Source organism: Gaetbulibacter sp. PBL-D1 (assembly GCF_050509525.1).
Lineage (GTDB): Bacteria > Bacteroidota > Bacteroidia > Flavobacteriales > Flavobacteriaceae > Gaetbulibacter_B > Gaetbulibacter_B jejuensis.
Genome location: NZ_JBNWKB010000004.1, coordinates 35,505 through 55,895 on the forward strand (window position 1 = coordinate 35,505; position 20,391 = coordinate 55,895).

General features: G+C 32.9%; 23 protein-coding genes and 1 tRNA gene. 5 read left to right on the plus strand and 19 right to left on the minus strand.

The window, feature by feature from the left end:
• Positions 1-24: 24 nt before the first annotated feature.
• Positions 25-1,593 (minus strand): peptide MFS transporter, encoded by a 1,569-nt coding sequence (locus ACQ0RB_RS04370; RefSeq protein ID WP_129759342.1) that lies wholly within the window; start codon positions 1,591-1,593, stop codon positions 25-27.
• A 218-nt stretch (positions 1,594-1,811) separates the two neighbouring features.
• Here ACQ0RB_RS04370 and ACQ0RB_RS04375 point away from each other — a divergent pair, with 218 nt between their 5' ends.
• Both ACQ0RB_RS04375 and ACQ0RB_RS04380 read left to right on the plus strand, forming a co-directional pair.
• Positions 1,812-3,113 (plus strand): hydroxymethylglutaryl-CoA reductase, degradative, encoded by a 1,302-nt coding sequence (locus ACQ0RB_RS04375; protein WP_430496727.1) that lies wholly within the window; start codon positions 1,812-1,814, stop codon positions 3,111-3,113.
• Complete coding sequence (locus ACQ0RB_RS04380; protein ID WP_430496729.1) at positions 3,113-4,018, plus strand: GYDIA family GHMP kinase; 906 nt, start codon at positions 3,113-3,115, stop codon at positions 4,016-4,018. Before ACQ0RB_RS04375 ends, ACQ0RB_RS04380 begins: the two co-directional genes overlap by 1 nt.
• 58 nt (positions 4,019-4,076) lie before the next feature.
• Here the strand turns inward: ACQ0RB_RS04380 and ACQ0RB_RS04385 are convergent, their stop codons facing one another.
• The 7 genes from ACQ0RB_RS04385 to ACQ0RB_RS04415 form a co-directional block, all read right to left on the minus strand.
• A complete protein-coding gene (locus tag ACQ0RB_RS04385) occupies positions 4,077-6,233 on the minus strand; it encodes a SurA N-terminal domain-containing protein (protein WP_430496731.1) in 2,157 nt (718 codons plus the stop codon).
• Positions 6,234-6,329: 96 nt separating this feature from the next.
• Entirely contained in the window at positions 6,330-7,622 is a 1,293-nt protein-coding gene (locus ACQ0RB_RS04390) for a hemolysin family protein (RefSeq protein WP_262732171.1), read from the minus strand.
• A gap of 3 nt (positions 7,623-7,625) precedes the next feature.
• The gene (locus tag ACQ0RB_RS04395) at positions 7,626-7,817 is read right to left on the minus strand and encodes a hypothetical protein (protein WP_129759347.1); all 192 of its coding nucleotides are present in this window, start codon (positions 7,815-7,817) and stop codon (positions 7,626-7,628) included.
• 35 nt (positions 7,818-7,852) lie between these two features.
• The gene (gene lptC / locus ACQ0RB_RS04400) at positions 7,853-8,419 is read right to left on the minus strand and encodes an LPS export ABC transporter periplasmic protein LptC (protein ID WP_134198586.1); all 567 of its coding nucleotides are present in this window, start codon (positions 8,417-8,419) and stop codon (positions 7,853-7,855) included.
• Complete coding sequence (locus ACQ0RB_RS04405) at positions 8,419-9,801, minus strand: tetratricopeptide repeat protein (protein WP_430496734.1); 1,383 nt, start codon at positions 9,799-9,801, stop codon at positions 8,419-8,421. Before ACQ0RB_RS04405 ends, lptC begins: the two co-directional genes overlap by 1 nt.
• An 18-nt stretch (positions 9,802-9,819) precedes the next feature.
• Positions 9,820-11,094 carry a hypothetical protein gene (locus ACQ0RB_RS04410; RefSeq protein ID WP_430496736.1) on the minus strand — a complete coding sequence of 425 codons (1,275 nt, stop codon included), beginning with the start codon at positions 11,092-11,094 and terminating at the stop codon, positions 9,820-9,822.
• Complete coding sequence (locus ACQ0RB_RS04415) at positions 11,094-11,822, minus strand: type III pantothenate kinase (RefSeq protein WP_131506037.1); 729 nt, start codon at positions 11,820-11,822, stop codon at positions 11,094-11,096. The genes ACQ0RB_RS04410 and ACQ0RB_RS04415 overlap by 1 nt, the downstream gene beginning before the upstream one ends.
• Before the next feature lie 101 nt (positions 11,823-11,923).
• Between ACQ0RB_RS04415 and ACQ0RB_RS04420 the strand changes: the two genes are divergently transcribed.
• From ACQ0RB_RS04420 to ACQ0RB_RS04430, 3 genes are all read left to right on the plus strand, one after another.
• Positions 11,924-11,999, plus strand: a tRNA-Phe gene (locus tag ACQ0RB_RS04420).
• A gap of 100 nt (positions 12,000-12,099) precedes the next feature.
• Positions 12,100-13,299, plus strand: coding sequence for a tyrosine-type recombinase/integrase (locus ACQ0RB_RS04425; protein ID WP_430496739.1), 1,200 nt, complete (start codon positions 12,100-12,102; stop codon positions 13,297-13,299).
• 82 nt (positions 13,300-13,381) lie between these two features.
• Positions 13,382-13,669, plus strand: coding sequence for a hypothetical protein (locus tag ACQ0RB_RS04430; protein ID WP_430496741.1), 288 nt, complete (start codon positions 13,382-13,384; stop codon positions 13,667-13,669).
• Here the strand turns inward: ACQ0RB_RS04430 and ACQ0RB_RS04435 are convergent.
• From ACQ0RB_RS04435 to ACQ0RB_RS04485, 11 genes are all read right to left on the minus strand, one after another.
• Positions 13,661-14,092 carry a hypothetical protein gene (locus ACQ0RB_RS04435; protein ID WP_430496743.1) on the minus strand — a complete coding sequence of 144 codons (432 nt, stop codon included), beginning with the start codon at positions 14,090-14,092 and terminating at the stop codon, positions 13,661-13,663. The genes ACQ0RB_RS04430 and ACQ0RB_RS04435 overlap by 9 nt on opposite strands.
• A complete protein-coding gene (locus ACQ0RB_RS04440; RefSeq protein ID WP_430496744.1) occupies positions 14,004-14,378 on the minus strand; it encodes a hypothetical protein in 375 nt (124 codons plus the stop codon). The genes ACQ0RB_RS04435 and ACQ0RB_RS04440 overlap by 89 nt, the downstream gene beginning before the upstream one ends.
• 2 nt (positions 14,379-14,380) lie before the next feature.
• On the minus strand, positions 14,381-14,569 hold the full coding sequence (locus ACQ0RB_RS04445) for a DUF551 domain-containing protein (RefSeq protein WP_430496746.1): 189 nt from the start codon (positions 14,567-14,569) through the stop codon (positions 14,381-14,383).
• Positions 14,570-14,751: 182 nt separating this feature from the next.
• Entirely contained in the window at positions 14,752-15,036 is a 285-nt protein-coding gene (locus tag ACQ0RB_RS04450) for a hypothetical protein (protein WP_430496747.1), read from the minus strand.
• 17 nt (positions 15,037-15,053) lie between these two features.
• Positions 15,054-15,608, minus strand: coding sequence for a glycoside hydrolase family 19 protein (locus ACQ0RB_RS04455; RefSeq protein WP_430496749.1), 555 nt, complete (start codon positions 15,606-15,608; stop codon positions 15,054-15,056).
• A 2-nt stretch (positions 15,609-15,610) separates the two neighbouring features.
• Positions 15,611-16,114, minus strand: a complete 504-nt coding sequence (locus tag ACQ0RB_RS04460; RefSeq protein WP_430496751.1) for a cupin domain-containing protein — start codon at positions 16,112-16,114, stop codon at positions 15,611-15,613.
• Between the two features lie 2 nt (positions 16,115-16,116).
• Positions 16,117-16,362 (minus strand): hypothetical protein, encoded by a 246-nt coding sequence (locus ACQ0RB_RS04465; protein WP_430496753.1) that lies wholly within the window; start codon positions 16,360-16,362, stop codon positions 16,117-16,119.
• Positions 16,363-16,409: 47 nt separating this feature from the next.
• The gene (locus ACQ0RB_RS04470; protein ID WP_430496754.1) at positions 16,410-16,886 is read right to left on the minus strand and encodes an RNA polymerase sigma factor; all 477 of its coding nucleotides are present in this window, start codon (positions 16,884-16,886) and stop codon (positions 16,410-16,412) included.
• A gap of 40 nt (positions 16,887-16,926) precedes the next feature.
• Entirely contained in the window at positions 16,927-17,280 is a 354-nt protein-coding gene (locus tag ACQ0RB_RS04475; protein WP_430496756.1) for a hypothetical protein, read from the minus strand.
• Positions 17,277-17,978 carry a hypothetical protein gene (locus tag ACQ0RB_RS04480; protein WP_430496758.1) on the minus strand — a complete coding sequence of 234 codons (702 nt, stop codon included), beginning with the start codon at positions 17,976-17,978 and terminating at the stop codon, positions 17,277-17,279. Before ACQ0RB_RS04480 ends, ACQ0RB_RS04475 begins: the two co-directional genes overlap by 4 nt.
• Positions 17,975-20,377, minus strand: a complete 2,403-nt coding sequence (locus tag ACQ0RB_RS04485) for a hypothetical protein (RefSeq protein WP_430496760.1) — start codon at positions 20,375-20,377, stop codon at positions 17,975-17,977. The genes ACQ0RB_RS04480 and ACQ0RB_RS04485 overlap by 4 nt, the downstream gene beginning before the upstream one ends.
• Between the last annotated feature and the right edge of the window lie 14 nt (positions 20,378-20,391).

Here is a 20,391-nt window from a genome sequence, read left to right on the forward strand (position 1 = left end):
AAGGGCTTTATATTTAATATTAAGTTAGTTTGCTTCAGAATCAGCTAATTCAAAACCTTCAGTTTCGTCACTTGAGATTTCACGCTCGTTATCTTCAGCTCCATGTGTAAGACGTTTTAGAGGTTTAAGTAATAAAATTACAAGTAAACCAAATAGAACAGTAAAAATTGTAATTCCTGAGAAGATTGCATATTCACCAAATTCTGATGCAGATTCTCCAATAACTCCAGCTACTTTATTACCTAATCCTGTTGCTGCAAAATAAACTCCCATCATTAATGAGGCATATTTTACAGGTGCTAATTTTGTAATAAACGATAAGGCTACAGGCGAAGAACATAACTCTCCAATAGTATGGAATAAATAAGCCAAAACAAGCCATTGCATTCCTGAGCTACCATTAGCATTGTACTCTGAAGCTGCAAAAATCATGAATACAAAACCTAATCCCATAATCATTGTACCAACAGCCATTTTAAATAATGACGAAGCCTCTTTACCTTTTAATTTTCTTTTTGCCCAATATCCTGCAACAATGGTTGCAAATATTATAATAAATCCTGCATTTAAACCTTGGAACCATGTTGCTGGAATATCCCATCCAAATAAAGTTCTATCGGTTTTGGTTTTGGTGTAAATACTCATTAATCCACCTGCTTGCTCAAACGCTCCCCAAAACACAATAACAATTAGGAATGATAATAATAAAACTAAATACCTATCTCTTGATACTTGCGTCTCTAAGTTTTTATATATCATCATCATTACACCTGCTACTAAAGCAATAAATATGTATAAGGCTGTATAACCCCAACTATCAATACCATCATAGCTAAACCCTGCATAAAACGCATAACCTATTATAAGCAAAACAATTACAAGGTTCAATGGAGACTTCATTAAATCACCAAATAACTTACCTAATGAAACATCAGTTTTCTTATCTTCTTCGGTTGGCTTATTTCCAACGTTAATCAAAAACTTTTGACCATACATGTAAACCATTAACCCAAACAACATTGCAATTCCTGCTAATCCAAAACCGTAATGCCATCCTATTTTTTCACCTACATATCCAACTATAAATGTTGCTAAAAGTGATCCTAAATTAATACCAATATAAAAAATACTAAATCCTTTATCTCTTCTAATGTCTCCTTGTTTATACAGGCCTCCTACCATTGTAGAAATATTAGGTTTTAAGAGTCCGACTCCTAAGACAATTAAGGCTAAACCTGTATAAAAAGCCCACATAGGCTCAAAAGCAAGAATACCATGACCAGCTACTAAAATTAGTGCTCCATAAAGAACCGCCTTCTTTTGTCCTAAAAACTTATCTGCAATCATACCACCAGGTATGGACATTACATAAACCAACATGGTGTACCAACCATAAAGCATTATAGATTCAGAATCTAACCATCCAAGACCAGGATTATCTGCTGTTGTTTTTTCTACCAAGTATAGTGTTAATAACGCTCGCATTCCGTAATAAGAAAAACGTTCCCACATTTCAGTAAAAAACAAAATGTATAATCCTACTGGATGTCCCCAAAGTTCTCTTTGGTGTGGCTTTAGTGTTGTAGCTGACATAAAATTTATTATTAGTTAGTAATCTATTGATTTTTAAAAGGTAACACACCTTTATTTTTGCTTTTAAGAAACCGCCTTAAATTTTTAGCAAAATGATGTCAAGTTTACTAAAAATTATGCAAAAAACCGTAACTATTAACAGTTAAATGTGCAATATTACGCTTGGCAAAGTATTTTAAACACAAGAATAGTATCTTTGTAGACATAAATAAAAATTAATGAGCAAAACTATTTCTGGGTTTTCAAAACTATCCAAATCCAAAAAAATCGACTGGATTGTAGACACTTATTTTTCTAATAAAGAAGCTGCTAAAACTGTATTAAAACAATATTGGAATTCTAACGAGAAGCTACAACAGCTTCATGATGAATTCATTGAAAACACAATCACCAACTACTATTTGCCTTTAGGAGTTGCTCCCAATTTTTTAATTAACGACAAAACTTACACTATTCCAATGGCTATTGAAGAGAGTTCAGTAGTTGCAGCTGCTAGTAAAGCTGCTAAGTTTTGGTCAGATCGTGGTGGGTTTAAAGCTGAAGTTATTTCAACCACTAAAATTGGACAAGTTCATTTTATTTTTAATGGTGAAACCGAAAAACTCAAGTCTTTTTTCAATTCTACAAAGTCAAAACTTATTGAAGACACTCATGTAATTACCAAAAATATGGAAGCGCGTGGTGGAGGTATTCTAGATATTGAATTACGTGACAAAACCACTGCTATTGAAGGCTACTATCAACTGCATGCAACCTTTGAAACGCTTGATGCTATGGGAGCAAACTTTATTAACTCTTGTTTAGAGCAGTTTGCTAAAACTTTAAAAACTGAAGCTGAAAGCAAACTTGACAATTCCATAGAAATTGTAATGAGCATTTTATCTAATTATGTTCCAGATTGCTTGGTAAAAGCCGAAGTCAGTTGTCCTGTTAATGCCTTAAGTGATGACAACTCTATTACAGGCGAGGACTTTGCTAATAAGTTTTTACAAGCTGTAAATATAGCTGAAGTTGAACCTTACAGAGCTGTAACTCACAACAAAGGCATTATGAATGGTATTGATGCTGTTGTTTTGGCTACTGGTAATGATTTTAGAGCTGTTGAAGCGGGAGTTCATGCGTATGCCTCTAGAAACGGAGTATATAGTAGTCTTACACATGCTGAAGTAAAAGATGGCATCTTCAAGTTTTGGATTGAAATTCCTCTAGCGCTTGGAACTGTTGGAGGACTTACAAGTTTACATCCATTAGTAAAACTTTCTTTAGAAATGCTAAACAAACCATCAGCTAAAGAGCTAATGCAAATAGTTGCTGTTGCTGGATTAGCGCAAAACTTTGCCGCAATTCGCTCACTGGTAACTACTGGAATTCAACAAGGTCACATGAAAATGCACTTGATGAATATTTTAAATCAGTTTGAAGCAACTTTAGAAGAAAAAGAACAACTTGTTGAGCATTTTAAGTCCAATACCATAACACATAGTGCAGTAATTGAAGCTATTGAAAACTTAAGACGTTAATGCAAACTTTTTTTAGTAACGGAAAATTATTACTAACTGCAGAATATGTAGTATTGGATGGAGCTTTGTCCTTAGCAATTCCAACCGAATTTGGGCAGTCAATGGTTGTTGAACCTATTAATGAGCCTAAAATTATTTGGAAAAGTTTTGATGAAACTGGAGCTATTTGGTTTGAAGAAGTGGTTCTTTTAAATCACCTTTCTAGTAGCGATTACGACAACCCATTTTCAAAGCGACTAATTGAAATATTTAATGCTGTAAAACAACTTAACCCAAACTTTTTTGAAAATTCTAACGGCTTTGAAATTGCAACGCTATTGGATTTCCCTAGACATTGGGGACTTGGAACCTCTTCAACTTTAATTAACAATATTGCTAATTGGGTAAATGTAGATGCTTACAGACTATTAGGGCTTACTTTTGGCGGAAGTGGTTACGATATTGCTTGTGCGCAACATAGTTCTCCATTAACCTATCAACTTCAACCTAACAAGAGTAGAACAATTAACACAGTTGAATTTAACCCTAGTTTTAAAGAGCAACTCTATTTCGTTTACCTTAACAAAAAACAAAACAGTAGAGATGGTATTGCGCAATACAAGTCTAACTCAACAGATATTAGTGCTTCTATTTCTGAAATAAATGCTATTACTTTAGCTTGCATTTCTTGCGAAACGTTAACAGAATTCAACAAGCTCATTACAACTCACGAAAGTATTATAAGCAAACTCACAAAACAAGAACCTGTAAAACACACTCTTTTTAGCGACTTTAACGGAAGTGTAAAAAGTCTTGGTGCTTGGGGAGGTGATTTTGTTTTAGCAACATCAGAGACTAACCCAAGCTCTTATTTTAAAAACAAAGGTTTTGATGTAATACTTCCTTATTCTGAAATGGTTATTTAAACACATAAAAAAACTCCACTTTTCAGTGGAGTTTTTATTTTATTATGTGACTTTCTTATTAGTAGAAATTCGCTCTATTATCTTCGATATCACTAGCTTCTTTAAGTGCATTGTATGCTTTTGTTAACACACTGCTTCCTCTTGTAGCACTTAATCTGTTAGCTATTGGTTGGTAATTATCTAGTTTAGATGCAGGAGTTGCTTTAGTAACTTCAACTACATATACACCTTTAACACCATCAATTGGCTTTGAAATTTCGCCTTCTTTCATTCCGAAAGCTACACCTACTACCTTAGGCTCACGTCCAGCACCTGAAATTGTTGGGCTTTTCATTGTTACTGCTGTTGCAGTTAAAGTTGCTACTTTATGAGCTTTTGCGATTTCATCTATAGTAGAACCTGAAATTTTATCTTTAATCATTTTAGCTTTCTTCTCATTTCTGATTTTGCTAATTGCTGTAGCAGAAGCGTTTTCAGGGGACATTAATCCTGCTTCGTTTTTCTTAACCACTTGCACAACTGCATAACCTCCTCCAGGAACTGTAAATCTTTTATAGTCACCTACTTTAGTTTCTCCTTCAAAAGCCCAACGAACAATAGCTCTTTGACTTCCTAATCCTGGTATGTTTTCATCTAAAACTTTAAAACTTACAGGTTTTACTTGGTAGTTGTTTTCTTTAGCTACTTCTTGGAAATCTCCATCTTGAAGTGCTATTTCAAATTTAGATGCTGTATTAAATACTTCGTCAATTGTTTTTTCAGAAGGCTCTATAGTTCTTGAAACTGTAGCTACTTTAACAGCTTTACTTTTGTTCTTTTGGTCTAAAATTTCAATAACGTGGTATCCAAAAGATGTTTTAACCACATCGATATCACCTACTTTATTATCAAAAGAAAATGCTTTAAACTCAGGAGCAAAAGAATCATTGTATCCAAACTCTATTTCTCCTTGTTTTTCATTACTAACTGTATCAGAAGATAAATCTAACAGGTCAACAAACTTACTTTGTTTAGACTTGATAACAGATAAAATACTATCCGCTTTTGCTTTTGCTTGAGCATCAGTAGTCGTGATTGTAGGGTCAACTCTTGTAGCTCCCATGTAAGGAATTAAGATATGACGTACTTTTACTGAGTCTGCCATTTGAGTTTCAGCTACCAACTTGCTTAAGCTGTAGTATCCATTTTCTTTATAAGGACCATAAAACTCTCCTACTTCTAATTTAAAGATACTATCAGCAATTGATGCAGGTAACGCAGACTTGAATAAAAACTTATCGTTATATTTTACATCTGAATTTGAGTTTACAAACTCTGCTACATCTTTAGTGTTTTTAAACCCTAAAATAGTTTCGTTTAACTTACTTACTTTATTAAACTCTACTCTATCTTCTAATAGATTAGTTAAACTGTTTTTGATTTCATTTTCATCTTCCGCAGTAGCAACTTCATCAAATTGAACATAAACAATATCTCTACTTGCTTCTACTTCATACTCACTTTTATGCTCGTTGATGTATTTTGAAATGTCAGATTTTGTTACTTCTACTAAAGAATCGGCAATTGAAGTGTAAGGAATATTTACAAACTTTAAATCTACTGTTTCATTCTCCATTAAGTATTCAGTCTCAGCTTCAGCTAAAGTAGTTACAACTCCAGCTCTAATCATATTAAAGTATGTTTGCTCTTTAGCTCTATTAGCTATAGAAGCTTCGTTAGTTACCCACTCGTTATAATTGAGTTGGAAGTTTCCTAATGGAGCTCTGTTTTGCTCATTATTTTGAATTGCTTTTAAGTTTGCTATAAACTCGTTAAGCTTATTTTCGTCAAAAATACCAGCTTCGTTGTTAAACTCAGGATAGCTAGAAAAACTAGTTTTTAACAACTCTCTCATTTGGTCTTTCTCAACAGATAAACCTAATTCTTCAAACTGTGAACTTAAAACTGCTTTTCTTACTTCTTGCTCATAAATTCTGTTCATTGTTTGTGTAGAAGATGCACCAGGTCCTTGAGCTCTTTGAGCGTTCTCAACTTGGTTCATAAAATCTTCTCTAAAGATATCAGTACCGTTTACAGTAGCCACAACATCTTGTGAAGCTCCTGAAAGCGCGCTGCTATTTCGGAATAAATCTGAAAGTACAAATGAAAATAATGCTAATGCAATTATTAGTATTAAAAACAGTGAACGTTGTCTAATTTTATTTAAAACTGCCATTTTGTTGTATTCTTTTATAAAATATAAGTCCGCGAAAATACCATTTTATATCAAATAATAAAAGTAGTAGAACAGATTTTTATGGTAATATAACGTTTATTCTTCTTCAAGGATTTTAAGAGAAACCACATCAATTTTTGTAGAAGACACTTCTAAGATTGTAAACAGGAAATTTTCTATAACAACTTGGGTATCAACCTGAGGTATTTCTTCGGTTTCATCCACTATTAGGCCTCCTAAAGTTTCGTAGTTTTCGCCTTCTGGTAGATTAAGTTTATAGGCTTCGTTGAGATAATCCACTTCTAAACGCGCCGAAAATTTATAGTTTTTATCGTCAATTTTTTCTTCGATTAAAGCTACTGTATCGTGCTCGTCTTCAATTTCACCAAATAATTCTTCTATAATATCTTCAACCGTCATAATACCAGATGTACCACCATACTCATCTATAACAACTGCAATACTTTTTCGCTTTTTAGTAAGGATATTAAGCACATCTTTAGCAAGCATAGTTTCTGGAACAAACTCTACAGGGAGTGTGATGGATTTAATAGACTTTGGTTTTTTAAACAACTCAAAAGAATGCACATAGCCCAAAACATCATCAATAGTGTCTTTGTATACCAAGATTTTTGACAAACCAGAAGTAGTAAATAAGTTATTGATGTTTTTGATAGAATCGTTAACCTCAACAGCAACTATTTCGGTTCTTGGTATCATAACCTCTCTAGTTTTGACTTCAGAAAACTCTAAGGCATTTTGAAAAATCTGAATCTCGCTATCTACTTCTTCATGCTCCTCTACAGCTTCCATTTGCTCACTTATGTAATTACCCAGCTCGACTTTGGTCATAGCCAACTGTACATCGTCACCATCGGTTTTAAAAAAGTATTTTAAAATAAGGTCTGAAATCCAAATGACAAAAGAGGAAATAAACCAAAACAATAGGTAAAAAATATACGCTGGTAATGCAAAAATCTTAAGAAAAGAATTAGCATAAATTTGAAAAAATACCTTTGGTAAAAATTCGGCAGTTATTAAAATGATTATTGTTGAGATAATCGTTTGGGAAAGTAAGCTTAAGTCATATAATAAATAACGAACAAACCCAGACCCTGAATCGGCCAAAATAGATTGAAACCAATTAACAAGAACATCTCCCATTACAAAACCGTAAATTACCAATGCTATATTATTACCAATAAGCATTGTGGCAATATATTTAGAAGGTCTTTCGGTAAGTCGTCTTAATATTTTTGCAAGAAAATCGTCCTGCTTTTTTTCAATTTCAATGTGTATCTTGTTTGAAGACACATAAGCGATTTCCATACCAGAAAAAAAGGCAGATAAAAGCAGTGATAAAACAATAATCAAGATACTGAAATCCATATATTATTTTTGATTTCGGTCTTCAATTTTTTTTCTAAATCGCTTTCTGAAGAAAAACATAAATACTGCAAGTGCTGCTAAAAACAAAAGCATGTAAGAACGGTTTCGATCAACGTTCCATTGGGTAATAGCATCATAAGTAAAAACAATTGCTACAAATGCATATACATATTGAAAAAAGCTAAGAATTTTCATTTTTTATAAAAGTTAGTTGGAACAAAGATAACTAATTATTCATCCAAATAAACAATACCACTCATCTCAGTAACTTCAAAATTTTTAAAGTTAGAGTCAGAGTCAAAACCTTTTCCGTGGCTTATCTCAGAGCCAGAACGCAAGGTTACGGGTTTGTTTGTAAATAACCATTCTCTTTTTTGGTCGTAGTAAAGTTGTTCGGCAAATAGCGTATCTCTACTGTGAGTAGAAATTACTACGTTACCTTGAAGATCTATAAGATCGGTTTCGCTATAAAAAATAGCATAGTCAGAAACAATAACGCTTTTGTTATTTTCCTCGTCAAAAACGGTAAGATGTATGCCTTGAGGAAATTCAGAAAACGCAAAACTCCTGTTGGAGTAATCAAACATTTTAGGACTTTTTAAGTTTGCCTTTAGTTTACCTGAATCTTCAAGTTTTTCGGTGTATTTTAAATCGATATGTTCTGCTTCTCCAATAGGCTCGTTTTGCAGAATACCAACTTTTTGAACTTCTTTAAAATTGTTTTTACATGAAAAAAACATAGTCACAGCAATAACTGTGACTATGTTTTTTATACTATGTAAAATATGTGCTTTCATTAAAGACTTGGTACAGTTACACTACCTCCTGTCCAGCAGTTAAACTTAATAACTTGACCTGAACAGCTACAAGAGAAAATCTCACTTCTTGAAGGTGCTTTTGCCATATAGCTCTCGTAAGTTTGGTTTGCAGCCGACTTAAGGTTAGCATCAACTTTACCAGCTTTAAGTGCTTCTTGTGCAGCATACCAGAACATTGCTCTTTTGTTAAAGTTTGTATCACCACAGTTGTTTGCACTAGCAGCATACATAGCAGCAATAGACAAGTGTGGTCTTCCGTTTGATGGGTTTAACTTTAAAGATTCTCTATAGTAACCTCTAGCTTCTCCATATCTTCCTTTTTTCTTTAAGATAGAACCAATTTTTTCAGCAAGTTTACCTTTTTTGTAAGTATCTGTTTGAAGGTCGAAAGCTTGTTTTAAATAATCCATAGCTTCGTTATCCTTACCTTGGTTAAATAATATTGTAGCTACAAAGTATTTAGTATCTGCAGATGGATCAGTAGCATCATAAGCTTTTACTAGCTCAATGTACAATGGATCGTCTGTACATTCTTTGTTATACATTCTGTTTACAGCACGCTTTAACCAAACTGCATCGTTTTTATACGTTTCGAAATCTTTCTTGTATAAAGGAATTAGGTTTTCACAGTTAGCTAACTGACCTAAATATGTATCAATACTACCAGAAATCTTATCGTAAGCTTCTAATGAGTCTTCATAGTACTTTTTATACTTTTCTTCTTTTGAAGATAATTTTTGACCAGACTCTTCTTTAGTAACTAGCTTATTTAACTTCTCAGTAAAGTTCCCTACTTCTGTTTCGATTTTATCAGAGATATCATCATACTTATTAAATACATCTTGAATTGGCGCTTGTCCAGCTTTGTACATATCAACTATAGAAGTAAAGTATACGTATAAACCTTTTGCACTTGTGAAATTCTCTAAATCTTGCTTGTAAGCTTTATCAAATGCATCAAACAATTGTTTATCTGTAACTCCAAGAGCTTCTCTATTGTCATACATTAACAAACCTTTATCTGATAATACTTCACCTAAGTCATATTTACTTGGGAAATATTCTAGAGCTTGATCCCATAACAACATTAAATCATCAATATAGGCTTTTTGTTCAGCTCCAGTAGAGTTATCAATTTTGTGCTTTAATATTTTTTCTCCGTAAGCATAGATAGCTCTATTAAACTTTGGACATTTATTTCTAACTTTCATCCATGGCTCATAAGCCTCATCATACTTTTTGCTTTTGTAATAGTCGTCAAAGATTGTTAAGTTGGTCATGCACTCTTCATCTTGCTGAGCAAAACCAAGGTTAACACTCATAAACAAGGCAACTAGTATTAAAGTAATTTTAGTCTTCATCGTTTTATTATTTTACCGTTAGTTATATTTAATTTTTTGGAACCATCTATCGTTTAAAGATAAACTTAGTTGGAAATTAATGAAATTCTCTTGTATTAAATTTGCGTTAGTTGTTCCACGCTTACCAAACTCTAATCCAAGGTTTGCATTAGAAAACATACCTCCAACTGGTAATCCAACTCCAAAAGACATGCCAAACTCTCTAATATCCTCATTATTTATTTTTAAACCTGTGTGTTCAAAGCGCATACCTGCTCTATAAGTAGCTCTTTTCCAATATCCTGAAAAAGAATCGTAATTAGGAATATAAAACCCTCCTAATGAAAACGAAGAAGCATTTACAAAGTTGGTGTTATCTATAGAAAAAATTGGGTTTGAAAATTCGCTTGTATTTTGAGACGAATATTCAGCTCCTAAAAACCATTTTCTTGGTTGACCTATACCAACACCAAAAGAAAAGCTTGAAGGTAACGTTAAATCGGTTTGATCTAAGCCTTCAGCAGCTAAATCGGCTTCAATAGTATTTGTTCCTGTTGTAAAGGTTCTTGAGTTGTTTGAACCAATTTTACTTTTAGGTGAATAGGTTAATCCAGAAATAAGTTCTAGCTTATCGCTAATCATTGTTTTATATGACACACCAATATTGAAGTTCAGTCCACTTAAGTCAGACCTATTAGCTTCAACAGTTGCATATTGAATTAATACTCCATCGTCATCATATCTATACTCTGCTACATTGTTTTGAATATTACCAAAATTGTAGCTAGCATCAACTCCTAAACTTAATTCTTCAGTAATTTGATATCCCAATCCTAAAAAGGCTTTATTAAGACCTCCTTCACCAGTATATCTATTATTAATATTTCCGTCGTCGTTGGTAGATTCAATTTTATACCCTACTGATGTGTATGGCAATAAACCCATTCCTAATCCAAACTTTCCCATTGGAACAGAAAGCGCAAAGTAATCAAAGGTTGTAGTACTAGTATTGTCGCTTTGCGATTCACTCTTTAAATTAGTGCTTGAGTAGCTTCCTCCTACTGTAAATTTAACTGGTCTGCTTTCTTCGTTCCAAATTTTCAGATTATTACCAGCGTATCCTGCTGGGTTTCTTAAGTTAATATGGATACTATCAGTATAAATGCTCAATCCACCCATACTTCTATTCTCAACTGTACCTTTAAATTTTAAACTTCCTATTCCGTAAAATGAATATGGCGAAGCTGTACCTTCTTGAGCATGTGACTGTAATGCAAAAAAAGTTATTAAAACTACTACAAGTCTTTTTATCATTAGTTTGAATTAAATTCTAAAATAAAGTTTAAACCTTCTAAAAGAAAATTAGAGTTGGCAAATATGCTATTTTTTAATTGTTTTGACAAGAAATTAGCGTCTCCGCCTGTTAAAATAACTGTTAAATGTGGGTATTTTTCTTCATATTGGTCTATAACACCATCAATTTCTTTTAAAATTCCATTTACAACTCCAGAGTGTATTGAACTGTCTGTAGCAGTTCCAATAAAGTCTTTTGGAAGTTCAGTATCTAATAACGGAAGATTTGCAGTTAAATTATTTAATGCTTTATATCGCATTCTAATTCCTGGTGAAATAGCACCTCCAAGATATTCATTTTCAGTATTAATAAAATCATAAGTTATACAAGTACCTGCATCAATAATTAAAGCATTATTATCAGGAAACTGTTTTACAGAAGCACTTACTAAAGCAATTCTATCTACACCAAGTGTTTTAGGAGTGTCATACAAGTTTTTAAACGGAAGTTTAGTATTAGAGTCCAAAACAAGAACATCTAGCTTTTTTTGGATTGCTTTTAGATGAGATGTATTGAGTTTTCCTACTGAAGAAACAATACATCTATTAATTTTTTCGTGATTTTTTAAAATTATTTTAAACTCTTTCTCAAAGTCCTCTAATTTAAAAAACACTTTATCTATTAACTCATATGACTGAAATACAGCGAATTTCACATAAGAATTACCAACATCTACTATTAAATTCATGATATTAATTAAAGCTATAAATTTACAAAAGCAATTTTTATATCTTTTCTTTTTGTGTTTAATAAAAATGAATTTATATTTGCATCCGCAATTAAGCAACTGGTGCCTTAGCTCAGTTGGTAGAGCAAAGGACTGAAAATCCTTGTGTCCCTGGTTCGATTCCTGGAGGCACCACCACCATCGGAAACCCCTGTTTTTACAGGGGTTTATCCGAAAAAAATAAAACTCTTTTAGTGTCGTAGTTTTTATAAAACGGTAATAAAAACGGTAATAGACTATGATACTTCTTCCACACGGCTGTTCTTGCAGCAATCCCACAGTAAATCCTAAGAATTGGAAATCAGGAGGCAAATCGCTTTTAAAATCTAATTGGCGAATAACATATTACTTTAGAGATCCTGAATTCAGTGATAAATATAAGTACGGTAAGCTTATACCTATTAAAGGAATGAACAGGTTTAAAACTCTTGAAGAGCGAAGAGCTGCTACACAATTATTAATTGATGAAGAACTTTACATGCTTAAGGTTAAAGGTTATAATCCGATAACAAAAACCATTAACGGTCCTGATATTGAATTAACTCCAGAGATACATCCTGAAACAACAGTTTGTGAAGCCATAGAGCTTGCAAGGAAAAAAATTGAAGGTGAACCCTCTACATTAAGCGACATAAAAACCATAACCAAGTATTTCAATAAAAGCTGTAGGCAGTTAAGGTATCACTTACTTCGTATTAAAGACCTTAAAAGAATTCACGTTAATAACATTCTTGAAAATCAAAAAAAACAAAATAATTATACCAATGAACGCTTTAACAAAGCTAGAGCGTACATGTTAATGGTATTTAAGCAACTTGTGTTATCAGATGCTATAGAACATAATGTGGTTACCGATATACCAAAGAAAAAAGAAACTAAACGTTTAAAAGAAGTACCATCTGAAAATGAGCTAGAAAAAATTAAAGAATACCTAAGAATAAACCACTATGGTTTTTTTAGATATATGCAGGTGTTTTTTCATTCTGGGTGTAGATCCACAGAGCTGTTTAACGTAAAGAGAAAAGATATAGATATCAAAAATGAAAGATTTAAAGTTCTAGTTAAAAAAGGTAGACAGTTTGAAGAGCAATGGAGAGCTATAAATATAAATTCTTTTAAGTATTGGAATGAATTGTATTTGGCAGCTGACGAAAAAGATTATATTTTTTCATATAACTTTTGTCCAGGCAAAACCAAAATAGCAGCTAGACAGGTTTCAAACAAATGGAGAAAGTATGTAAAAAACAAATTAAATGTAACCGCAGACTTTTATAGCCTTAAGCATTTGCATACTACCAAAGTTATCGATTTGTATGATAAAAATTTAGCAGCTGGAATTAATGGCCATAAATCGACCAGAATGAATGATGAACACTATGATACTAGAAAAAAAATAAGAATGCTTGAAGAAGCCAAAAGAGTAAATGTAAATTTATGATTGATATAGTAATACTTTTTTTATGTTGGTTTGCTAGTCTATGTATTTTAGGATATAGCGCAAATGATTTATTCAATTAAATATGGATATTGAAATATTAGAATCTACTTGTAAAGCAGCTACAAAAAATGCATACGATGAGTTTAAACACTTTATAAATTCATCATTGTGGAAGCTTGACGATGATATTATTGATGTTGAGATAGATAAAATGACAGAGAGTATAGGCCAAGGAGTTTATAAAAGAATTATGAAAACTTATACTCCTACAAATGCTCAACTTAAAATAATAGATGATAGGATAAGCTATTATAAAACCATTTCAAAAGCCTATGGGAAAAAATATGCTTTAAAGAGGAGGTCAAAGTAAATGCAAAATAACTACTATTATTCCTCCTATTGCAGTTCCAAATATAAAGCTCCTAAACTTTCCCTTTGCTTTTTCCTTCCATAACATTAGATCGGTTTCATAGAGTTGTTGCTTAATACTTATCTGGTCATTTAGTGTTTGTTTTTGCAGCTCTAATCTATTGTTGTCTTTTTGCAAAAAATCAACCTGCAGGTTTAGTTTTTCAAGTTTTTTTGTAAGGAGGCTTATTTCAACCAACAGTTTACTGTTTTCATTCAACTGTGATTTAAAAGCAATATACATAGAAGCAATGCTATCCATAGCAGCTTCATTTCCTATAAAAGCATTCTCACCTTTATATACTGTCTTTTCTAACAAGATTTGAGAACTTGCGGAAACGCTCATCAAAATTACCAGAACGGTAATCATTAAGTTCTTTTTCATACTGTTGGGTTTTGGTTTTGTAATACTTTAATTGTTGATAAATAGCTTCAATCTCCTGGTCCTTATAGTTTATCTCGTCTACATATTTTAAGTAATCAGTTTGCCTAATAGCTTCTATACTATCATATTTTTTTTTACTAACCTGCTCTTGAAGTTCTAGGTCATTTTTAAAACGCTGAAAGAACTTTTTAGCAATGTCTGGACGCATTAAATTAGCAACATATAATCCTATAAGAATTACTACTATTCCTAAAATAATTTTTGTTGATGTTGACCAGTTTTTCATTTTTAAGGTAATTCTGGAAGTGTCATCCAATGGGTAACTCTTTGGTTGTGGTTTTCAACAAAAATCGCCATGTGCTGAGTCATTACTTTGATTCTATTGTATTCTGCTCCACATTCTTCAATTTCATGAACAACACATAAATACTGTCCATCATATTCTGGCATTTTATTGTTTACATTTATCCATTCCATAAGAACTACATTTTTGACAATCAAAAAATAAGAGCAAAAAGTTTAATGCTATTAATATTGATATTATGATGACTACTTTTAACATTGATAATAAAAACCCCTAGGACTTTGGAATTAACTAACTAACTAAAATCATGTTTATGAAAAAACTGCCTAGGGGCTTTTTGAAATTTGAGGTTCTTTTATTCTCTAAAATGTTCCTTCCATTGCTTAAACTTAACTGAAGCATCAGCTGAGTGTTTTGCAGATGGATTGTTTTCAGAAATATAATTCCCAAAAGAAATGACTTCATCTTCAGTAAACATTTTTAGTTTTTCAACAAATTGCTGAATTGCAAAAATGATTGAAGAAACAATTGCTATTGTGTTTGCAGGAATGTTCCATAATTCGGCATTGTCTACTACAATATCGAATGCAAATGAGGCAATAGCTACAATTGCTAAAATGATTGATAATACTCTTTTCATAATTAAAAAAATTTAGGTTAAACAATAAAAATCGATTTATAATATTCTAGAAGCTCTCTACGATGTGCTAAACCATTATAGCCTCCATTTATTCTTTTAGTAATAGTCATTAAATCATCACGGTCAGCATAATGATTAAGATTGTGATTGTTCCAATACCATAAAGCAGATATCATTGCATCAGCTTCTTTTAAAAGCAATTCTGGATTATTCAAATAATCAATACCAGTATCTTTGGTAATAGCTTTATAATTATTCTTACCTGTAAGTTGTATAAAGCCTCTTCCTCTATATTTCCATCCATCTCCAGACATTTCGTTACCATTACCCATTCTATTAGCATAAACTCTATTAGCAATAGCTTCAGGCTTACGCGCATATTCAAGAGATTGAGAGTAAGTAAAATACTTTTTAAACACTCTCAATAAAGCAGTAGAAGAGTAGTTTAAATTCTCCTCAACTGGTTTTAAGTTGCTTTCATGGTGTATCTGTGCAAAAAAGTGAGCTAATCGCAAAGGTGTGGTTATTCCATTTTGCTTCAATAACGTTTTGTATTTTTTGTGTAAATTCATAGCTATACTTTATAAAAATTAACCTTCATATCGCAGCTTTCCAATGCTGTTACTTGGTGTTTTATGTTTGCTCCAAAACGTAGTTTATCACCTTCTTTAAGTGTGAATTTTTCTGGTTCTTCATTTCCATTTATAATAATTGCAAGAGCGCTTCCTTTGTTTACAATTATCTCCTCTTCACAATCACTATGTCTATGCATCACAAGTGTGGCTCCGACGGTCCATATTGTTTCAAAAGACAGTGTATTTCTCTGGTTATCTTCAGTTTTATTGGTAGTCATAATTGCACCACCTTTTACGGTTGGCAATGGTATGCGTTCTCCTTTTGGTATTTGCTCCAGTTCTTGGAATACTATATCTGAATCCTCTTGTTTAAACTTCCTGAAGAAGTAATCTGCTAATGCAATGTTTTTAAGCAAGTCAGCTGCTTTTATATCTTTTACCCTACTTGTAAGCTCTTGCTTCAGGTGGGTAATCTTCTCGGTTTTACTTTTAGAAAACATCATAATTATTGTCGTTTTGCTAGTTCGGTAACTTGGTTAATTGCTGTAATGGTTTTTTCGGTCATTTCCATAGTGACCTTTCTAAAATCCTCAGCATCTTTAACTCTTTGCTCCTGTACTGCGTTTAGTTTTTTCCATAACAACCCTAAGGCTGTAATTAAAATAACACACAATGCCAATAACACTCCTACTGTTGTGGCATCAGTATTATTAAGTAGTTCTTTGGCTGTATCAATTTGGTTTAAACTCATTAGGGTAATTAGGTTTTTTATCACAACCCCTCAATTGCGATATGTTATTAACTATATATTTCTCTCAGGGCTTTTAGGCCTTGACTTATATTGTGTTTCACTTCAGATAATGTCATGCAGAACTTATCCGCTATTTGTTGCTTCGTAAATCCTACAATGTAATACTGGTACAAAGTGAATCGATACTTTATCCTTATCTTGTTAAGGTTCATCTCTAAATCCAAAGTGTCAATATTATGGCATGGACATGTAAAATTTGACCATATTGGTGAGTTAACATCTCTAATAAAACTGAAGTCTTTTGTGCGACGGTAATTATCAATAATGGTATTTTTAACAATCTTGTTTATCCAAGTAAAAAGCGTCCCTTTACTTTTGTTATAATCTCCTAGATTAAGCCAAACTTTGATCATGGTTTCCTGAGCGATGTCTTTTGACAGCTCCTCATCATTGGTTTTAGCAAATGCCAAAGACACACAGGTGTCAAAATAATTTTTATTAATATCAGCTATATCTAGTGTCATTCTTGGCAATCTTGATTTTGATAGGTTACATGTATGTTGTCTAAAATTTCGATGTTATAATTTGCTTGACATCGCCACGCTTAAGTGTTCCTAAACCTTGTACGTTTTTGATATAAGTGATGCTGTTATCTTGTAGGAGTATTGTTTTAGCGCAACCAAAGCTTAGGGTTTCAATCATTCTTCGCTCATTTCGACGAAATATATTGTCGGCTCCACACTCTACATTATATGTGTCTATTTCAATAACTTGAGAAAATGCGTAACTTGTTGCTATGAAAAAAGCAAAAACCATTATAAAAGACTTTGCTACTTTATTACTAATTAGTTGTGTTGCTAAAGTGCTTGTCTTTGCTTTTTTGAAGCTGTTGAGTATGTAGGTTAGGTGTTTCATCATGGATTATAAACTTCCCATTGTCCTGCTACTATTCCAGGAGGATAAACATTTCCATTTACAGTGCTTATATATAATGTAGAACCTTCAGTTGGATACCAAATTACATCATCAACTCCATATGCATCATGTGCACCAGTTGGTTGTACCCATACTAAATACTCATTAGGTAGCGCAACACGCTTCCATAATGCAGGAGTATCTTTTGGTCTCCAATCTTCTTGAGTTGTATGTGGTTGTAAACACTCCCATAACACAAGTTCATTGTCAGTATTAAAGTCTAATCTTCTAGTTGGTAAAATGTTATTTAACTCATCTTCAGGAACTACATCTTCGCCACTTTTCCAATGTGGAAACAAATCTTGATTGGCTAATAACTGTTCTATATTATTGGTATTTGTGAGTTCTGTGATTGCATTTTCTTCGAGCTTAGCTTTAATTATAGCTGATTTGTTTGCTTCGCTTATTGCTGTAGCTTCTAACTGAAGCTCTTGAGTTGTTTTATTTCTAAAAGCACAAACAACTCTATTGTTTGCCAAATCCAATCTTGGATTAATAAGCTTATGATTGTTGCTATCATATTCATCTTGAGTGTAAACACTCAACCATTCATTTAAAGCAGATAGGTTTGGAAATTTTCGCCTATCCCTAATATCGAAACCTCGCTTAATCTTACGTGCTATATAGTTGGTCTTTATCATGGTAATTCTATGTATTTAATACTGACAACATCAAAACGGTTCACATTTATTTTGAGTTGTAAATTTTGAGAAACTGTATCATTTAAATCACATTGTAAAACATTGTCCATATAAATCTTTATGTTTTGGCTTATTATCCTAAATTCAAATTGTTTTTCTGTGTAATTAATAAATTTATTTAATTGTGATGGCCCAACTGGAGGTGTGTAAACAATTCCTTGACCACTATTTGGTCCAGACCATCCGTCATTTATGTTCCATTGGTAAATATTTGCCTGGTAGCTTGTATCTCGTACATAGAAATTCATTCTAAATTGAGGGCTGCCGCCTGTCGTCACCAGTTCAATGTGTGGGTCTTGATATTGGTCAGAATTAATTGGAGTACCAAGCGGGGAAATCGCAACCTTAAACCTTACTATATAATCTTTAGTATAGTCAAATTCTTTATTCCAAACACCTGTAGCGCTGGATAAGTATGTTGTTATTTTAAATTCGCCATCATCTTCAATATATGGACTATTTGATAATTCGCTCCAATCAGATTCTGACGGTATAAACACCTCTCCTAGATTAACGGTCAAAGCATCTACATACACCGCTTCTGTACCATTATTCAATGTTACATCGAAATCATCTTCGGTAGCACCTGTTGTTACTGAGCAGTTTAAATAAGGCACGTCATTATTGTCGAAATCCAAGGCAACACTATTTACTGTTTGGCTCTCAATAGTTACTGTGGTATTTTCGTCGATATTACTCACATAAATCTTTAAGTTCTGTGTTTGACTCGGCAAAAGTGAAATTGGTTCTAATCTATTTAACTGAGGAGCAATACCACCACTAGACGCATGCTCATCTATCATAGCTTTGACATCAGCAGGAGAAAATCGTCTAACTGTAGTTTCTGTTCCTGCAGCTATTTCGCCAGAGTCAATTTGTGGCACTTGGTTATTGTAAGCTGTTTCAAATGTTGTGTCAGGTATTACCACTTCACCATCAGTTCCTGCACTTTGTCCATTAACTTTATTAGCTAGTGTTCCAGTACTGTTTGGTAATCTTGATGTTCTGTTTGAGTTAGGGGTATTAGCTAACAACGTAGTTTTAAAGCCATCTTCGTAAATCTCAATTAAAGATTTGTAACCCTCATCCGACCATATTTTAATATAGTTATCTGCATCGGTGTCATCGCTTGCCATTAAAGCGGCTTCAGCGTGTACAACTATATCACTATGCGAAGTGTTACCTGTTGTAGTTACTTCATCAAGTGTTGGAGCTCCAGGATTAGATATCTCTACATAGATACTTCCTGTCCATCTATACGTTTTATTAGTGTCCTTTGCTACGTATATTTTTCCAGTCTCTCCTGTTGCTGGGAAACTAGCTAAATCATCAAACTCTAATACATCGTCAACATAACTTGGTAATTGAGAAGATGGCACCTTACCACCACTATCTAATGACGCATATCCATTTGCAACACCCTTTTCAGACACTTCTTGGTAAGCTGATAAATCAACATCTTCGCCTACATCATCATTCCACACTATTACTTCTACTTCATCTCCTATTGAATAACCTGTTGATTGTTCAGTATTTGAAACTTCAACTTTATAATGAAGGTTAGAAACATTAGAATAGGATATAGCTGAAACTTTAAAAAGGCTTCTTTGTGGGTTGGTTTTATTGTCTAGTTCGATATAAACATTATGTCCTGCATCTAAATCTTGCTTATTTCGTTCTAGGTATTTTGTGTAATTAGAATCAAATAACAAAGCTTCTATTTCATCGTCATTGTTTTTTTGAACTAATATTTGACCAATGGAGCAACTATCGTCCATGGTCGTTGAAATTTGTTTAACCTTAAAAGATCTATGGTTAGACTGAAGTTGTTGAACTTCTTCGTTTGATAGTTTTATATAATCGGAAAGATCACCGTTTGTAGTTCCTAAATAATAATAGACTGCAGGTTCTCCACTTTCAACAGTTGGATCCTCTCCTGCATCAGCGACATATTGATTAAAACCCTGTGTTTGATTGTCTTGGTCATCCAATAACTGGTCAACACCTGAGATTGTATCATATTGATTTTCGCTAGGGTTGAATTGTGCTCCAGGGCCTGAAACAATAAGATAGCTAGACAATAAATTGATATTGCCACCAATATAGATAGCCCAATCTAAAAAAGTATTTTCAACAATACCTGTTACCCTATCACCAATTTCTAAATCAATAGAAGTATTAGGAGGGTACTTAACAATTTTAAGCCTACCAGTTTCTTGAACATCAATTCTTTTAGTAATGTTAGTAAGTAAAGTCCTCACGTTAGAGGACTTTACATTTAAAGGTATTCCTGTTTGTACCCAGTTAACAATTGCACTATAAATCTCTTGAATTGTCATAGTAAAAGTTTCAA

Bases quoted from the DNA above. Each gene is read 5' to 3' on its own strand.
- ACQ0RB_RS04380 (WP_430496729.1), top strand. From the start codon at position 3,113: ATGCAAACTTTTTTTAGTAACGGAAAATTATTACTAACTGCAGAATAT.
- ACQ0RB_RS04455 (WP_430496749.1), bottom strand. From the start codon at position 15,608: ATGAATTTACACAAAAAATACAAAACGTTATTGAAGCAAAATGGAATA.
- ACQ0RB_RS04475 (WP_430496756.1), bottom strand. From the start codon at position 17,280: ATGATGAAACACCTAACCTACATACTCAACAGCTTCAAAAAAGCAAAG.
- ACQ0RB_RS04385 (WP_430496731.1), bottom strand. From the start codon at position 6,233: ATGGCAGTTTTAAATAAAATTAGACAACGTTCACTGTTTTTAATACTA.
- ACQ0RB_RS04480 (WP_430496758.1), bottom strand. From the start codon at position 17,978: ATGATAAAGACCAACTATATAGCACGTAAGATTAAGCGAGGTTTCGAT.
- ACQ0RB_RS04390 (WP_262732171.1), bottom strand. From the start codon at position 7,622: ATGGATTTCAGTATCTTGATTATTGTTTTATCACTGCTTTTATCTGCC.
- ACQ0RB_RS04485 (WP_430496760.1), bottom strand. From the start codon at position 20,377: ATGACAATTCAAGAGATTTATAGTGCAATTGTTAACTGGGTACAAACA.
- ACQ0RB_RS04440 (WP_430496744.1), bottom strand. From the start codon at position 14,378: ATGAAAAACTGGTCAACATCAACAAAAATTATTTTAGGAATAGTAGTA.
- ACQ0RB_RS04450 (WP_430496747.1), bottom strand. From the start codon at position 15,036: ATGAAAAGAGTATTATCAATCATTTTAGCAATTGTAGCTATTGCCTCA.
- ACQ0RB_RS04465 (WP_430496753.1), bottom strand. From the start codon at position 16,362: ATGAGTTTAAACCAAATTGATACAGCCAAAGAACTACTTAATAATACT.
- ACQ0RB_RS04445 (WP_430496746.1), bottom strand. From the start codon at position 14,569: ATGGAATGGATAAATGTAAACAATAAAATGCCAGAATATGATGGACAG.
- ACQ0RB_RS04435 (WP_430496743.1), bottom strand. From the start codon at position 14,092: ATGAAAAAGAACTTAATGATTACCGTTCTGGTAATTTTGATGAGCGTT.
- ACQ0RB_RS04370 (WP_129759342.1), bottom strand. From the start codon at position 1,593: ATGTCAGCTACAACACTAAAGCCACACCAAAGAGAACTTTGGGGACAT.
- ACQ0RB_RS04375 (WP_430496727.1), top strand. From the start codon at position 1,812: ATGAGCAAAACTATTTCTGGGTTTTCAAAACTATCCAAATCCAAAAAA.
- ACQ0RB_RS04410 (WP_430496736.1), bottom strand. From the start codon at position 11,094: ATGATAAAAAGACTTGTAGTAGTTTTAATAACTTTTTTTGCATTACAG.
- ACQ0RB_RS04470 (WP_430496754.1), bottom strand. From the start codon at position 16,886: ATGACACTAGATATAGCTGATATTAATAAAAATTATTTTGACACCTGT.
- ACQ0RB_RS04460 (WP_430496751.1), bottom strand. From the start codon at position 16,114: ATGATGTTTTCTAAAAGTAAAACCGAGAAGATTACCCACCTGAAGCAA.
- ACQ0RB_RS04395 (WP_129759347.1), bottom strand. From the start codon at position 7,817: ATGAAAATTCTTAGCTTTTTTCAATATGTATATGCATTTGTAGCAATT.
- ACQ0RB_RS04415 (WP_131506037.1), bottom strand. From the start codon at position 11,822: ATGAATTTAATAGTAGATGTTGGTAATTCTTATGTGAAATTCGCTGTA.
- ACQ0RB_RS04405 (WP_430496734.1), bottom strand. From the start codon at position 9,801: ATGAAGACTAAAATTACTTTAATACTAGTTGCCTTGTTTATGAGTGTT.
- lptC (WP_134198586.1), bottom strand. From the start codon at position 8,419: ATGAAAGCACATATTTTACATAGTATAAAAAACATAGTCACAGTTATT.
- ACQ0RB_RS04430 (WP_430496741.1), top strand. From the start codon at position 13,382: ATGGATATTGAAATATTAGAATCTACTTGTAAAGCAGCTACAAAAAAT.
- ACQ0RB_RS04425 (WP_430496739.1), top strand. From the start codon at position 12,100: ATGATACTTCTTCCACACGGCTGTTCTTGCAGCAATCCCACAGTAAAT.